Genomic DNA, 14,367 nt, shown 5'->3' on the forward strand with positions numbered 1-14,367 from the left:
ACGCGGAATGCGGCCGATATTCCCGAGGTTTGGAACGACTATTGCCCGGAAAAGGTGAATATACCGTTAGTCATACCGCGCCAACCCGCGGAAATCTTGGATTTGGCGGGCCTTGCCACATCCGGTTCAGATAAGCATTTCGATTGCCGGACCCTGTCCCAAAAAGGCACTCGGGGAAGCGCTCGCACCATATGCGCCGGCGCAGAACACCGCAACAATGTCGCCTGCCTGCGCGCGGGGCAGATGCGCCTTGTCGGCGAGCCGGTCGAGCGGCGTGCACAGGCAACCGACCACATTCACGATCTCGTCTGGCTCGGCTTCGAAGCGGCTGGCGATGGCAACGGGATAGTTGCGCCGCACCACGGTTCCGAAATTCCCCGACGCGGCGAGCTGGTGATGCAGCCCGCCATCGGTAACCAGATAGGTCTCGCCGTAGCTGTCCTTGCGGTCGACGATGCGTGTCAGGTAAACTCCTGCTTCGCCAACGAGATAGCGGCCGAGTTCGATGAAAAGTTCAGCTTGTGAAAGGGTTTCCGGCAAGGTCTCGAAGCGATCCTCGAGCGCAGCGCCCACCGCTCCGATATCGAGCGGCTCGTCGCCCGGAAAATAGGGAATGCCGAAGCCGCCACCCATATTGAGCTTGGGCAGAATAACACCCGCCTCGCGCGCCAGACGGTCGGCGCAATCGAGCACCTTCGCCTGCATGTCGATGACTGCATCGACAGAGAGCGCCTGACTGCCGGTGAAAATATGCAGCCCGCGAAAATCGCAACCGGCGGCAATGATGGATTGGATAAGGGCCGGAACACGCTCCGCATCGACCCCGAAAGGCTTGGCCCCCCCGCCCATCTTCATGCCCGAGCCCTTGAGTTCGAAATCGGGATTGACGCGAACGGCGAACCGCGGGGTTTCACCAAGCCGCTCGGCAATCGCCAGCGCGCGTTCGGCTTCGTTCTCGCTTTCGAGATTGAGTGTGACACCGGCAGCGATAGCAGCTTCGAGTTCTTCGTCGCGCTTGCCTGGTCCGGCGAAACTCACCCGCGACAGATGGAAGCCGGTCGCCCGTACCATCTCCAGCTCTCCCCCCGAGGCGATATCGAGACCATCGGCGAGACTGGAAACATACTCAAGAAGCGGCGCAAAGCTATTGGCCTTAATTGCATAATTTATCTTCAAGCGACCCGGCATTGCGGCGCGCAATTCGGCGAAGCGCCGCGCGATCCGCTCGCGTGAGTAGACGAAAAGCGGCGTGCGCCCGACCCGCCCTACAAGGTCGCTCACAGGCGTATCGCCAATGGCCAGCTCTCCGTCGATCGCCTCGAAACCGGGGGGAATGGGACCGAGAGGCTTCATGCGCAGATCTCCGCCGCAATCGCGGTGCGATCGATCTTGCCATTGGGGTTGAGCGGCAAGGCATCGCGCCAGTGGATCACATGCGGTTGCATGAAATTGGGAAGCTCCTTCTGCAAGGCCCTAGGCAGTGCCGTTTCGGGTTCGGCGGCATCTCGCGCCGGACGCACCACGAGGTGGATGGCATGGCCGAGCCGCTCGTCCTCAACGCCGAGCGCGACCGCTTCCGCGACCAGTCCGGTGCCCAGCGCCGCGCTCTCGATCTCTTGCGGACTGATGCGATTGCCCGAACTCTTGATCATCGCATCGCGTCTGCCGACGAAGTAGAGCAGGCCATCCGCATCGCGCATCACACGGTCGCCCGACCAGACGGCGGTTCCGCCATATTCGGACATATCGGGCGCGGCTTTGAACCGCTCGCGCGTGCGCTTCCCGTCCTGCCAATAGCCATGCGCGACCAGCGGCCCACAATGCACCAGCTCGCCTTCCTGGTCGGGTGCGGCCAGCGATCCGTCATCGGCGATCACAAGGATCTCGGCGAAGGGAATGGCCCGACCCATCGATGTCGGATGCGTGTCGACCAGCGCCGGATCGAGGTAGGTGGACCGGAATGCCTCGGTCAGACCATACATCGGAAAAATGCGTGTTTTCGGGAAGATGGACTGCATATCACGCACGAGTTCCAACGTGAGCGCGCCGCCCGAATTGGTCAGCCGACGCATCGAGGACACTGCTTCCGCAGGCCAGTCCAGATCGGTGAGCTGCGCCCAGAGCGGCGGTACTGCGGCGAGCGTGGTCACGCCATGCCTGGCGCAAGCCTTGGCGACATCGCGCGGGAAGAGATAGTCGAGCGGTACGACGCAGCCACCCGCATACCAGGTCGAAAGCAACTGGTTCTGTCCGTAGTCGAAGCTCAACGGCAGCACGGCCAGGGTGACATCGTCGCTTTCCATGCCGAGATAATGCGCCACGCTGACCGCACCCAGCCACATATTCGCGTGGCTCAGCATCACGCCCTTCGGCTTGCCGGTCGAACCGCTCGTATAGAGGATCGCGGCGAGCTCTTCCGGGTCGTGGCTGGAGGGCGGAACTATCGTATTTTCGGTTTCGGCCAGACTGAAAGTCTCCGCCTCATCGATGGTCACGCAGCCCGGCGGTACATCTCCGTCCTCCAGCGAGCCCAGGCGCGCCTTGGTCCCTATCAGGAGCGCTGCACCGCTATCGCTCAGGATATGAGCCACTTGCGCGCGTTTGAGCAGGGGGTTGATCGGAACATGAACCAACCCGGCCCGCGCCGCGGCGAGTGGAAGCAGGCAGGTCAGTTCGCCCTTGGCGGCCCAACTGGCAACCCTGTCTCCCTTGTCTCGCTTGCTTGCCAGCCATCCCGCCAGCCTGGCGACACCATTCCTCAACTCCTCATAGGTAAGTGTGCGGTCGCGCAGCGCCAATGCAGGCGCCTGTGCACTCCCGCGCTCGATCAGTTGATCGAGCGGATAGGGCGTGGGATCAGGCATTAACGCTCCTCAGCGAAGGAAATCCGTTGGACATTGCGGTCAGCTATCACGAGACGGTTACCAAACTGCAAGGGCTCGATCTGCCCGGCAAGGGGCCTTTCGACAGGCTGGATTGGTTCGCTCTGCTCGAAGACCCGCTTTTCGTTCAGGCGGAACGTGGTGGCGAACAGCTAATCCTGCCATTGCAAGTCGGGCCGTCGGGCCTGTCCAGCCTGACCAACTGGTTCTCTTTCACCTGGCGGCCTCTCGGCAGCTCCGACCTTCTGCTTCGGGCGATCGCGAGGGATTTGCGCCGCCGGGCGTATCTCCTCGATCTGGCGCCCGTCCCCGAAGAAGATGGCAGCGCCTCGCGACTGGAAACCGCCTTCCGCAAGGCTGGCTGGCTGGTCTTCCGCCAGCAATGCGATGAAAACCATGTCCTCCAGGTCGAAGGGCGCAGTTTCGCCGAATACTGGGCGATGCGCCCCGGCAAAATGCGCACTACCCTCAAGCGCAAGGCGAAGAAGGTCGACGTCGAGATCCTCGACCGCTTCGACGAAGTCGCCTGGGCCGATTATCGGGCCGTCTATGCGGAAAGCTGGAAGCCCAATGAAGAACGCGCCGACATTCTCGAAGCCTTCGCGCGCACCGAAGGGGAAGCGGGGCGTATCCGGCTGGGTATCGCACGCGCCGAGGGGCGTCCGGTCGCGGCGCAGTTCTGGACGGTCGAAGATGGAGCGGCCTATATTCATAAACTGGCCCATATCGAGGCAGCCAAACCGCTTTCGGCAGGTACGACCCTAAGCGCGGCCCTGTTCGAGCGCGTGATCGATACCGACCGGGTCGAACTGGTCGACTTCGGGACCGGCTCCGATCCTTACAAGCGCGACTGGATGGAACTGAACCGACCGCGTTATCGTCTGACATGCCTCGACTGGCGCCAGCTCGGCGCTTGGCCCGCCATAGGACGGGCGCTGATCCGCCACCTTGCACCGCACAATAGGCCCAGCTAAAGGCGTCGCCTCAAGGAATAGGGGAAGTTCGAGCAATGACCGCCGATACTGCCAGTGCCGCGAAGACCGGGCCGAGCCGCAGCGAAATCGACCAGACGCTGCGCGCGATCCTGCGCGATGTGCTGGGCCTCGACCAGGCGCAGGTCGATGGCTTCGATGGCGAGACCGGGCTTTTCGGCCATTTGCCCGAACTCGATTCCATGGCGGTCGCCGGGCTGCTGACCGAGATCGAGGACCGCCTCGATATCGTCATCGAGGACGAGGACGTCGACGGCGAAATGCTCGAAAGCTACGGCGGTCTGCTCGCCTTCACCGAAGCCAAGGTCGTCGAAGGCTGACCTCGACAATGTACGTTACATGGCCTTGCCCGCTGCCGGATGGCAGCACGGGCGAGGAAATGGCGCTTTGCTTCGACAAGGATCGCCCCCAGCGTCTGCTGATGATCCCGCCACTGCTCGATGAAGCCAACAAGTTCCGCCATCAAGTAACTGAAATCATGCGACGGTTCGATGCAAACGGCGTCGACTGCTTTCTGCCCGACCTGCCGGGCTGCAACGAAAGCACCGCGCCGCTCGCGGGCCAGTCCATCGCCGGCTGGCGGGCCGCCACCGTCGCGGCCGCGGCGCATTTCGCGGTGACGCACGTCTTCGCCGTGCGTTCGGGCGGATGGCTGTTGCCCGATACCTTGCCGGGCTGGATCTACGCCCCGGTCAAGTCCAGGCAGGTTTTGCGTGGGATGCTGCGGGCACGCAGCCTGGCGGCGCGCGAAGCCGGTGTCAGCGAAAGCTCCGAAGATCTGCTGGCCAGCGGTCGGCAAGAGGGCCTCACTCTCGCCGGATGGGACCTCGGCGCCGCCTTGATCCGCGAGCTGGACGAAGGTGAATTTGCACCGCCTGCCGACGCGGTCACCATCGAACAGGGCGAAGTCGGCGGCAAACCGCTGTGGCTGCGCGCGGAAAACGATCACGACCCAGCCCAGGCCGATACCCTGGCGGGGATCATCCTTGGCGGACTGGCCGACTGATGGCGCGGTTGCATCTGACTTTCGAATGCCAGGGCGCACGCTGCGGGGCGACGCTCGACAATGCACCCGGCACCACCGGCCTGCTGGTGGTCAGCGGAGGCAATGAAATCCGCGCCGGAGCCTTCAACGGGCAGGCGCATCTCGCAGCGCAAATCGCGACGGCGGGCTTCCCCGTGTTCCGCTTCGATCGCCGCGGAATCGGCGACAGCGAGGGCGAAAACCGCGGATTTCGGAAATCGCGCAGCGATATCGCGGCCGCATTGCTCGCATTCCGCGCCATCGCACCGCAGGTCCAACGGGTGGTCGGTTTCGGCAATTGCGATGCTTCTTCCGCCCTTATGCTGGCCGGTGGGGCGGGCTGCGATGCGCTGATCCTGAGCAATCCCTGGACCATCGAGGATGGCGAGGATGACAGCCCGCCGCCCTCCGCCATTCGGTCCCGCTATTTGGAAAAACTCAAGAACCCACGGGAGCTTATCCGGCTTATCTCAGGGCAGGTCGATCTCAAAAAGCTTGCGCGGGGATTGCTGAAGGCCGGTCGGACACAGGGCACCCCTTCCTCGCTCGCCGAGGAGATGCGGCAGGGCCTGGAAAGCTTCGACGGTCGGTCGGCCATCCTGCTTGCCGAGGCGGATCGGACCGCGCAGGTCTTTGCCGAGCGCTGGGACGCGGACGACGCCCGCATGGCGCGCTGCCCGGGCGCCGATCATGCCTATTCCAGCGCAGAGGCGCAGCTATGGCTCCGCCAGCAGATCCTCGCTACGCTACGCTCTCAGCGAGTGAAATAGCTCGTCAGTTCGACATGCGTGGACCAACGGAACTGACCCACCGGGCGCAGTTTCCGAAGCCGAAATCCAGCATCGACCAGCACCTTCGCATCGCGTGCCCAACTTGCGGGATTGCAGCTCACATAAGCGACGCGTGTCGCCGTGCTCCCGGCAATCTGCGCGATCTGCTCGCGCGCTCCCGCACGCGGCGGGTCGAGCAGAATGGCGCCGAACCGGCTTGTTTCTTCGGCCTGCAGCGGGTTGCGGAACAGATCGCGGTGAAGCGTCAGAACGGGCGCCTGGCGGCCATTGGCCGCGGCCTTGCAGGCGAGATGCGCGTCGCGCGCCGCCTCGACCGCGAGCACCTTGCGCGGCCCGGCCAGTGCGAAGGCGAAGGTCCCGAGGCCCGAAAACAGGTCGGCCACGGTCGACGCACCTTGCAAGTAGTCCACCGCATCCTCGACAAGGACGCTTTCGCCATCATGCGTTGGCTGGAGGAAGCTGCCATGCGGGAAGGGAACCGCGACGCCGCTCAAGCTGACCGTCAGGGGGTCGGGCTCCCACACCGTTTCGGGTCCGTAGCCGCGATCGAGCGATAACCGCGCGAGCGCATGATCGCGCGCGAAATCGAGCATCGCCTCGGTCGCCGCAAGCCCCTCCGCCGATATGCCCTTGACGATACAGTCGACGCCCTGATCGGCCAGCGTCAACTCGATATCGACAGCCTGCCGTTCGCCATGCGTGGCGACCAGCTTGCGCAGAGGCTCCACCAAAGCAAACAACTCCGGCGCGAGGATATGGCATTCGCGCATATCGACGATGCGGTGCGAGCCGCCTTCGTGAAAGCCCAGCACCGCGCCTTTCACGGTTCGCAGAGCATGCAGCGTCGCACGGCGGCGCGAGTTCGGCGGCGAGAGATGCGTGGGCAGCACCTCGCCCACGGCAATATCCTGCGCTTCCGCCGCGTGGACGACACGATCGGTCACGAATTGGCGCAGTGCCGTCTCATCGGCGTGCTGGAGCTTGCAGCCGCCGCATGCGGGAACGTGTCGGCACGGCGGGATGACATGATGCGGTCCCGGCGTCAGCGTGCCATCCGCGCCAACCGCATCGCCGGGCACGCCGCGCGCAACATGCCGGCCGGAAGGCGTGACGCCATCGCCGCGCGCCGCAATTCGCTGAATGATCTCGGTTTCGCTCACAGGAATGCCGCCATGGCCGGTTTGACCGCACGGGCGAGATCGCCGGCCGAAAAAGCGGGCGATGCCAACCGCGCGGCTTCATGATGCAGCCATACGGCCTCATCGCAAGAACGGGCCGGGTCGCCATGGGTTGCGAGGCGCGAGGCGGCGATCCCGGCGAGTACGTCGCCCGTACCTGCGGTCGATAGCCAGCTCGAACCGAGGGGGAAGAACGATGTCATGACGTCACTTTGCAGAACGGTGTCCGGTCCCTTGGCCAGCACGGTCAGGCCCGTGGCCTCGTGCAATGCGCGCGTGCGCTCGAGCTTCTGCTCGGCGCCGATGCCGAAGGTTGCGCATAGCTGGGCGAGCTCGCCTTCGTGCGGAGTGACGCACAGTTTTGCCGGGTCGGCGCGGTCGAGCATCGTCTGGTCGATCAGATGCAGCGCATCGGCGTCGAGGACGGTCGGCACCTTTCGCGCCAGTACGCGCTCGAGCCGATCGCGCGCGGAATCGTCGCGGCCAAGGCCCGGACCGACGAGGAAAGCGGAAATCCGGTCGTCGGCGATCCGTTCGGCGAAGCGGCCCTGCTCTATAACCAGTTCGGCGGGCGCATCGGGGTGCGAATGCTCGCTGAGCAGTTTGACGTAGCCCGCCCCGGCGCGCATTGCCCCCTCCGCCGCCAGTAGCGGCGCACCGGGCATGGCGCCCGCAACGATGGCGAGCAGTCCGCGGCGGTATTTGTGAGCGTCGGGGTCGGGGGCGGAGAAATGCGGCCGCGCGGATAAACATGCAGGCATATCCGCGAGTTCGAGGCCGATCCGGACAAGCCGTCTGGCCCCCATCGATCCCATGGCGGGCATCAGGAAATGCGCCCGTTTCCACGCGCCGAGGGCCAGCGTCAAATCGTATTGCACAAACGGTCCCAACACCTCGCCGCTGTCGCTATGCACCGCGCTCGGCACGTCGATTGCTATTTTATAGCAATTGCTTGTGGATAGAGTTTCAAGCAGTTTGGCAAATGCCCCACCTACCTCGCGATCGAGGCCGTAGCCGAACAGGCAGTCGACAATGACCGGGTTCCGCAGCCAATTGTCGCTCGCAACTTCGCCCGAAAACTGCGCCCGAGCATGCAGCGCAGTCTCGCTTTTCGGTTCCACCGGTGCAACGACCTGAACGTCATACCCCTTCCGGCGGAGAGCATGGGCAATCACATAACCATCGCCGCCGTTGTTACCCGGTCCGCAGAGCACCGTTACCGACCTGCCCGCTGCCACGCGCATGACCCATTGCGCCGCGCCCTCGCCCGCTCGCCGCATCAGTTCCCATTCGCTGGTTCCGGCGGCCATGGCCGCCTGTTCGGCAGCGCGCATCTGGTCGACGGTGAGAACGGGATCACTCATCGCCGAGCGTTTCCCAGCGATAGCGATCGATGCCGATGGTCAGCGTGACCGTGGAGCCTTCGCGCACGCTTTCGGCTTCCTGAGACCCGTCGAACTCAACGAGACCCCCAGGCGTATCGGCAGGGGCGAGCTTGCGGAAACCGCCGTCGGGGTGCCGCATGACGAAATAGGTTTCGCCACCGTGGCCGATTTCGACCAGACGGCACTCGCTGGCAAAATCGCTCGCGCCCCGCAGCGCACAGCGGACAGGCGTGCCGCCCTCGGATGCGATATCGGGCGCGCCCTCGCATGCGGCCAGGACAGACAGGGCCAGAAGAGGCGTCAGGAGGAAACGTTGCGCAATCACCATCCCACGGCGCTGCCACGCGCGGCGCGCGGGGGCAAGCCTCAGCGGCGTCTGACTTGCGATACGTCGCGGATGGCGCCCCGCGCGGCGGAGGTGGTCATCGCCGCATAGGCTTCGAGCGCGGGCGAGACGCGGCGTTCACGCGGGGACGCCGGGGCAAAACCCTTCGCCTCCTGCGCCGCGCGCCTTTCGGCGAGCACGTCATCCGAGACGGCAAGATGGATCGTGCGCTCGGGAATCGAAATGTCGATCCTGTCGCCTTCCTCTACCAAGGCGATCGCGCCACCCTGCGCCGCCTCGGGCGAGACGTGACCGATCGACAGGCCCGAGGTGCCACCCGAAAAGCGCCCGTCGGTGAGCAATGCGCATGCCGCGCCGAGCCCCTTCGATTTGAGATAGCTGGTCGGATAGAGCATTTCCTGCATGCCGGGGCCGCCGCGCGGACCTTCGTAACGGATCACCACGACATCGCCCTCGACCACCTGGCCGGCGAGGATTGCGGTCACCGCATCGTCCTGGCTCTCATAGACCCTGGCGGGACCGGAGAAGGTCAGGATACTCTCGTCCACACCTGCCGTCTTCACGATGCAGCCGTCGCGCGCGATATTGCCGTAGAGCACGGCGAGCCCGCCATCCTGGCTGAACGCGTGTTCGGCGCTGCGGATCACCCCGTTCTCGCGGTCGAGGTCGAGGCTGTCCCAGCGGGCAGACTGGCTGAAGGCGGTCTGCGTCGGCACCCCGCCCGGCGCTGCGGAGTAGAATTCGCGTACCTTGCTGTTCCGTGTACGCCCGATGTCCCAATCGTCGAGCGCGTCGCCCATGGTCGGGCTGTGTACCGTTGGCAGCGCGGTGTGGAGCAGGCCCGCCTTTTCCAGCTCGCCGAGGATCGACATGATCCCGCCGGCGCGGTGGACATCTTCCATGTGGACGTCGCTCTTGGCCGGGGCGACCTTGCTGAGGCACGGAACCTTGCGCGAAAGCCGGTCGATATCCTGCATGGTGAAATCCACCCCCGCCTCATGCGCGGCGGCCAGCAGGTGCAGCACGGTGTTGGTCGAGCCGCCCATGGCGATGTCGAGGCTCATCGCATTCTCGAACGCCTCGAAACTGGCGATGGAGCGCGGCAGAACACTGGTGTCATCCTCCTCGTAATAGCGTTTGGCCAGCGTCACCACGAGGCGCCCTGCCCGTTCGAAGAGGCTCTTGCGATCGGCATGGGTGGCCAGCGTCGAGCCATTCCCCGGCAGCGACAGGCCCAACGCCTCGGTCAGGCAGTTCATCGAATTGGCGGTGAACATGCCGCTGCACGATCCGCAGGTCGGGCAGGCGTTCTGCTCGATCGCGGTGACTTCGTCGTCGGTGTAACTCTCGTCTGCAGCGGCGACCATGGCATCGACGAGGTCGAGCGCCACTTCCTTGCCCTTCACCACGACCTTGCCCGCCTCCATCGGTCCGCCCGAAACGAACACGGCAGGCACGTTCAGCCGCATCGCCGCCATCAACATGCCCGGCGTGATCTTGTCGCAGTTGGAAATGCACACCATCGCATCGGCGCAGTGAGCGTTGACCATATATTCGACGCTGTCGGCGATCAGGTCGCGGCTGGGGAGCGAATAGAGCATCCCGTCATGGCCCATGGCGATCCCGTCATCGACCGCGATGGTGTTGAATTCCTTCGCCACGCCGCCCGCCGCCTCGATCTCGCGCGCGACGAGCTGGCCGAGGTCCTTGAGATGGACATGTCCCGGCACGAACTGGGTGAAGCTGTTGACCACGGCGATGATCGGCTTGCCGAAATCGCCATCCTTCATCCCCGTCGCGCGCCACAATCCGCGCGCGCCGGCCATGTTGCGGCCATGGGTGGTGGTACGGGAACGATAGGCGGGCATGGCAGGTCTCTCTTAACTTCGGCAGAAGTCTAGCAGAGAGACAGCCGCACGCTAACGGAAGTTTGCTGCAAGCCGGGCCAAGCCTGGCTTTACACCTCGAGCGCGACGCGGCCCATGACATCGGCGAGCATCAAGGCCCAGCGCGCCTGCCCGGCCTCGGTCTCGATCTGGTCCTGGCGGATCTCGACGGTGCAGTAGGGAATGCCGTTGCCTTCCGCATGCCGATCCATCGTCGCGTTCAATTGCTTGCCCGAATAAGGCTGGTTGTCGCCGACCGTCAGCCCCTGCTCGCCGAACAGCCGGATCGCATGGCGTGCGGCGGTATCGTCGCGATTATACAGCAGGGCGACTTCCCACGGACGCTCCTCGTCGCTGGTATCGAGGCTGGGTGTGAAGCTGTGCAACGCCACCAGCATCTTGGGCTTGGCCTCGGCAATCAGCTTGGCCAGCGCGTTGTGATAGGGCCTGTGATAGCGTTCGAGACGGGCCTCGACATCGGCGCCGATATTGCCGGGGATCAGCTTGCCATCGCTTTCGGTCGGGACCACGGCGGGCTCGTCCTCGCGCCGGTGAAAATCGCACACCAACCGGCTGACGCAGGCGATATGGGCGGGTATATTGTGGCGCCGGGCCAGTCGCTCGGCGATGCCCTCCACGCCGATATCGAGGGCGATATGCTGGTCCATCAGCCTGCTGTCGATGCCGAGTTCGATACCCTCGGGCACGAAGTTCGAAGCGTGGTCCACTATGCACAGCAGCCCTCCCGGACGCAGGTCTTCGGTGCCGACCTGGCGATAGGGAAGGTTGTCGATCATCATCGCAGGAACCCTTTCATCCGCCACCAGCCCGGGTGGCGCTCTTCGATTTGCTGGGCAGCCACGTCGCGAGCGGACGCGCTGTCGTAGAGCGCGAAACACGTCGCCCCCGAACCGGACATACGGGCGAGAAAGGGTGAAGTTCCGCGCAGCGCTTCCAGAACGCCCGCGATCTGGGGGCAGAGCGAAAGGGCGGGCGCCTCGAGATCGTTGCGCCCTTCGAGCGCGATCGTGCGGGCATCTCCTTTTGGCAGGGCGCCGCGATCTTCACCGTCCCAATGTCTGAACACCGGCCCGGTGGAGAGAGGAACGCGCGGATTGACGAGAAGGACGGGGGTGCCCGCAAGGCTGTCGTCGGCGGGCTCGAGTTCCGTCCCCGTCCCGCGCCCGATGCAGGTGCGGCTTTCGACGCAGGCGGGGACATCCGCGCCGAGCGCAGTGGCCCGCTCGAGCCAGTCGCCGGGCAGGCCGTAGCGATCCTTGACGATGCGGAACACCGCGCCGGCATCGGCCGATCCCCCGCCCAGCCCCGCCGCGACGGGCAGGTTCTTTTCCAGCGTGACCGCGAGGCCATCGGCGCGCGGAAGCTTGCCCAACGCCTTGGCGACGAGATTGTCGAACGGATCGTCAAGCCCGCCAGCGAATTCGCCAAGAACCTGCACGCGGTCCTGCGCGGCGCTTTCCGCTGTCAGCACATCGCCCGCATCGACGAAAGCGAACAGCGTCTCAAGCTCGTGATAGCCATCCTCGCGCCGCCTGCGGACATGCAGCGCAAGGTTGATCTTGGCGTAAGCGGTTTCGCGCACAATTCCCTCAGGCAGTGGCTTGGATAGCAGAGCGGGGCCTGAAGAAATCGATGGCATCCAAGGTCTCTTCAACACTTTTGTCACTGGAAACCATCGCAATCGCGACATCTCCGCCTGTGAGCGCTCGATTCGCGCCAGAAAGCCAGCCGCGCAGCCCGCGTCCAGGATATGAGCTGGGGTTACGCAGATGTAGGATGATGCTGGTGCTTCCCTTATAGCTCCAAGTCGAGACATTCACGATCTCTGACCAGGGTATGGTATCATCAGACCATTGGGCAGACCTGATACCCCGAGCATCGATCGTAAGAAGGGTATTATCATCAAACAACTGCTTAAGCAGCGCTATGAACACCGCTCCGAAAAAGAGGACTGACACCCACCCTATTACTTCGCGCATGTCCGCCGAATAGCGGCGAGAAGTCGGAGCTTCACCAAGCACACCTGCAATCCAAAGACCACCCACCACGAAAAGCAGGGCGCCTCCAGCCAAAAGGAGGACACGCCATCGCGATGATCGTGCTGTAAAACGCTCCATCGGGGCTGTGATCTCTACCTCCGAAAGATCACATATTCGGATAATTCGGCCCGCCGCCGCCTTCGGGCGTGGTCCATTCGATGTTCTGGTTCGGGTCCTTGATGTCGCAGGTCTTGCAGTGGACGCAGTTCTGCGAGTTGATCTGGAACTTCGGCTCGCCCGTGTTTTCGTCGGTCAGCCATTCGTACACGCCTGCCGGGCAATAGCGGGTCGAGGGGCCGGCGAAGACCTCCAGCTCGCTTTGCTTCTGCAGTTCCATGTCCTGCACCTTGAGGTGAACCGGCTGGTCTTCGGCATGGTTGGTGTAGCTAAAGCTGACATTGGTCAGGCGGTCGAAGCTCAGCTTGCCGTCGGGCTTGGGATAGGCGATCGGCTTGAAAAGATCGGCCCGCTGCAGCATCTCGTGGTCGCGATGGTGCTTCATCGTGATCGGCAGGCCGATCTTGAGCGTGCGCATCCACATGTCGATGCCCGCGAGTACGGTGCCCAGATCCTCGCCCCATTTGGCGACGGCGGGCTGCGCATTCTTCACCTTCTTGAGCTCGTCGGCGATCCAGCTGTCGCGAACGGCGGCGTCGTAATCCATCAGCTCGGTATGCTCGTGGCCCGCAGCGATCGCAGCGGCCAGGCTTTCGGCCGCCAGCATCCCGCTTTTCATCGCGGTGTGGCTGCCCTTGATGCGCGGTACGTTAACGAAGCCCGCAGCGCAGCCGATGAGCGCGCCACCCGGGAAGGCGAGCTTGGGCACGGACTGCCAGCCGCCTTCGTTGATGACGCGCGCGCCATATGCCACGCGCTTGCCGCCTTCGAGAATCGCGGCGATCGCCGGGTGGTGCTTCCAGCGCTGGAATTCCTGATAGGGCGAGACATAAGGGTTGGCGTAATCGAGCGCGGTCACGAAACCCAATGCGACCTGGCCGTTGGCCTGGTGGTAGAGGAAGCCGCCGCCCCAGGTGCCGCTTTCGCTCAGCGGCCAGCCCTGCGTGTGGATCACACGGCCCGGCTCGTGCTTGGCGGGCTCGATGTCCCACAATTCCTTGATACCAAGGCCATAGACCTGCGGCTGGCAATCGGCCTCGAGGTCGTATTTCGCCTTCATCTTCTTGGTCAGATTGCCGCGCGCGCCCTCGGCGAAGAGGGTGTATTTCGCGTGGATTTCCATGCCCGGCTGGTAATCGCCCTTGTGCGATCCGTCCTCGGCGATGCCCATGTCCTGCGTTACGACACCGGTCACGGCGCCCGCATCGTTGAACAGCACTTCGGCGGCGGGAAAGCCCGGGAAGACCATCACGCCCAGCCCTTCGGCCTGTTCGCCCAGCCAGCGCGCGAGATTTCCCAGCGAGCCGGTATAGTTGCCGTCATTGCTCATGAAGGGGGGCAAAAGGAACTCGGGGAAATCCGAATGCCCGGCCTCGGTCAGTATCCAGTGGTGGTTTTCGGTCACCGGGGTTTCCGCCATCGGGCAGTCCATGGTGCGCCAGTCGGGCAGCAACTCGTTCAGCGCCTTGGGATCGACCACCGCGCCCGAGAGAATATGCGCGCCGATTTCGCTGCCCTTTTCGAGCACGACGACCTCGAGATCCTCGTTGATCTGCTTCAGCCGAATGGCCGCTGCCAGGCCGGCCACGCCCCCGCCAATGATGACGACATCGCAAGGCATTGATTCGCGTTCGCTCATGTCTCTCTCTTTTCGTCGCGTAACTGTTGCGAATGCCTTGATTGGTGGCGCTATAGAGGTCAAGACC

Annotated in this window: 14 protein-coding genes; 4 read left to right on the forward strand and 10 right to left on the reverse strand. The window is 64.0% G+C overall.

Annotated elements, in window-relative coordinates; genetic code table 11:
* Positions 1 to 126: 126 nt before the first annotated feature.
* Together DVR09_RS10460 and DVR09_RS10465 are read right to left on the reverse strand one after the other, a co-directional pair.
* Positions 127 to 1,353 carry a pyridoxal-dependent decarboxylase, exosortase A system-associated gene (locus DVR09_RS10460; RefSeq protein WP_115416876.1) on the reverse strand — a complete coding sequence of 409 codons (1,227 nt, stop codon included), beginning with the start codon at positions 1,351 to 1,353 and terminating at the stop codon, positions 127 to 129.
* On the reverse strand, positions 1,350 to 2,864 hold the full coding sequence (locus DVR09_RS10465) for an acyl-CoA ligase (AMP-forming), exosortase A system-associated (protein ID WP_115416877.1): 1,515 nt from the start codon (positions 2,862 to 2,864) through the stop codon (positions 1,350 to 1,352). Before DVR09_RS10465 ends, DVR09_RS10460 begins: the two co-directional genes overlap by 4 nt.
* A 26-nt stretch (positions 2,865 to 2,890) precedes the next feature.
* Between DVR09_RS10465 and DVR09_RS10470 the strand changes: the two genes are divergently transcribed.
* The 4 genes from DVR09_RS10470 to DVR09_RS10485 are packed head-to-tail and all read left to right on the forward strand — an operon-like array spanning position 2,891 to position 5,668.
* Positions 2,891 to 3,856 (forward strand): GNAT family N-acetyltransferase, encoded by a 966-nt coding sequence (locus DVR09_RS10470; protein ID WP_234041400.1) that lies wholly within the window; start codon positions 2,891 to 2,893, stop codon positions 3,854 to 3,856.
* Positions 3,857 to 3,891: 35 nt separating this feature from the next.
* Positions 3,892 to 4,194: an acyl carrier protein gene (locus DVR09_RS10475; RefSeq protein WP_115416878.1), complete on the forward strand. Its 303-nt coding sequence runs from the start codon at positions 3,892 to 3,894 to the stop codon at positions 4,192 to 4,194.
* 8 nt (positions 4,195 to 4,202) lie between these two features.
* Positions 4,203 to 4,880 carry an alpha/beta hydrolase family protein gene (locus DVR09_RS10480; RefSeq protein WP_115416879.1) on the forward strand — a complete coding sequence of 226 codons (678 nt, stop codon included), beginning with the start codon at positions 4,203 to 4,205 and terminating at the stop codon, positions 4,878 to 4,880.
* On the forward strand, positions 4,880 to 5,668 hold the full coding sequence (locus DVR09_RS10485; protein ID WP_115416880.1) for a hydrolase 1, exosortase A system-associated: 789 nt from the start codon (positions 4,880 to 4,882) through the stop codon (positions 5,666 to 5,668). Before DVR09_RS10480 ends, DVR09_RS10485 begins: the two co-directional genes overlap by 1 nt.
* Here the strand turns inward: DVR09_RS10485 and DVR09_RS10490 are convergent.
* The 8 genes from DVR09_RS10490 to DVR09_RS10520 form a co-directional block, all read right to left on the reverse strand.
* The gene (locus tag DVR09_RS10490; RefSeq protein ID WP_115416881.1) at positions 5,653 to 6,849 is read right to left on the reverse strand and encodes a class I SAM-dependent RNA methyltransferase; all 1,197 of its coding nucleotides are present in this window, start codon (positions 6,847 to 6,849) and stop codon (positions 5,653 to 5,655) included. The genes DVR09_RS10485 and DVR09_RS10490 overlap by 16 nt on opposite strands.
* Complete coding sequence (locus tag DVR09_RS10495; protein ID WP_234041401.1) at positions 6,846 to 8,231, reverse strand: NAD(P)H-hydrate dehydratase; 1,386 nt, start codon at positions 8,229 to 8,231, stop codon at positions 6,846 to 6,848. The genes DVR09_RS10490 and DVR09_RS10495 overlap by 4 nt, the downstream gene beginning before the upstream one ends.
* A complete protein-coding gene (locus DVR09_RS10500; RefSeq protein WP_115416882.1) occupies positions 8,224 to 8,580 on the reverse strand; it encodes a hypothetical protein in 357 nt (118 codons plus the stop codon). The genes DVR09_RS10495 and DVR09_RS10500 overlap by 8 nt, the downstream gene beginning before the upstream one ends.
* 38 nt (positions 8,581 to 8,618) lie before the next feature.
* Positions 8,619 to 10,466 (reverse strand): dihydroxy-acid dehydratase, encoded by a 1,848-nt coding sequence (ilvD, locus tag DVR09_RS10505; protein WP_115416883.1) that lies wholly within the window; start codon positions 10,464 to 10,466, stop codon positions 8,619 to 8,621.
* Between the two features lie 89 nt (positions 10,467 to 10,555).
* The gene (locus DVR09_RS10510; RefSeq protein ID WP_115417902.1) at positions 10,556 to 11,281 is read right to left on the reverse strand and encodes an N-formylglutamate amidohydrolase; all 726 of its coding nucleotides are present in this window, start codon (positions 11,279 to 11,281) and stop codon (positions 10,556 to 10,558) included.
* Positions 11,281 to 12,087 carry a 4-(cytidine 5'-diphospho)-2-C-methyl-D-erythritol kinase gene (locus tag DVR09_RS10515; RefSeq protein ID WP_435867794.1) on the reverse strand — a complete coding sequence of 269 codons (807 nt, stop codon included), beginning with the start codon at positions 12,085 to 12,087 and terminating at the stop codon, positions 11,281 to 11,283. The genes DVR09_RS10510 and DVR09_RS10515 overlap by 1 nt, the downstream gene beginning before the upstream one ends.
* 7 nt (positions 12,088 to 12,094) lie before the next feature.
* A complete protein-coding gene (locus tag DVR09_RS17195) occupies positions 12,095 to 12,622 on the reverse strand; it encodes an STM3941 family protein (RefSeq protein ID WP_162814935.1) in 528 nt (175 codons plus the stop codon).
* 28 nt (positions 12,623 to 12,650) lie between these two features.
* Positions 12,651 to 14,300 carry an electron transfer flavoprotein-ubiquinone oxidoreductase gene (locus DVR09_RS10520; RefSeq protein ID WP_115416885.1) on the reverse strand — a complete coding sequence of 550 codons (1,650 nt, stop codon included), beginning with the start codon at positions 14,298 to 14,300 and terminating at the stop codon, positions 12,651 to 12,653.
* Positions 14,301 to 14,367: the final 67 nt, after the last annotated feature.

Source organism: Erythrobacter aureus, from assembly GCF_003355455.1.
Lineage (GTDB): Bacteria > Pseudomonadota > Alphaproteobacteria > Sphingomonadales > Sphingomonadaceae > Qipengyuania > Qipengyuania aurea.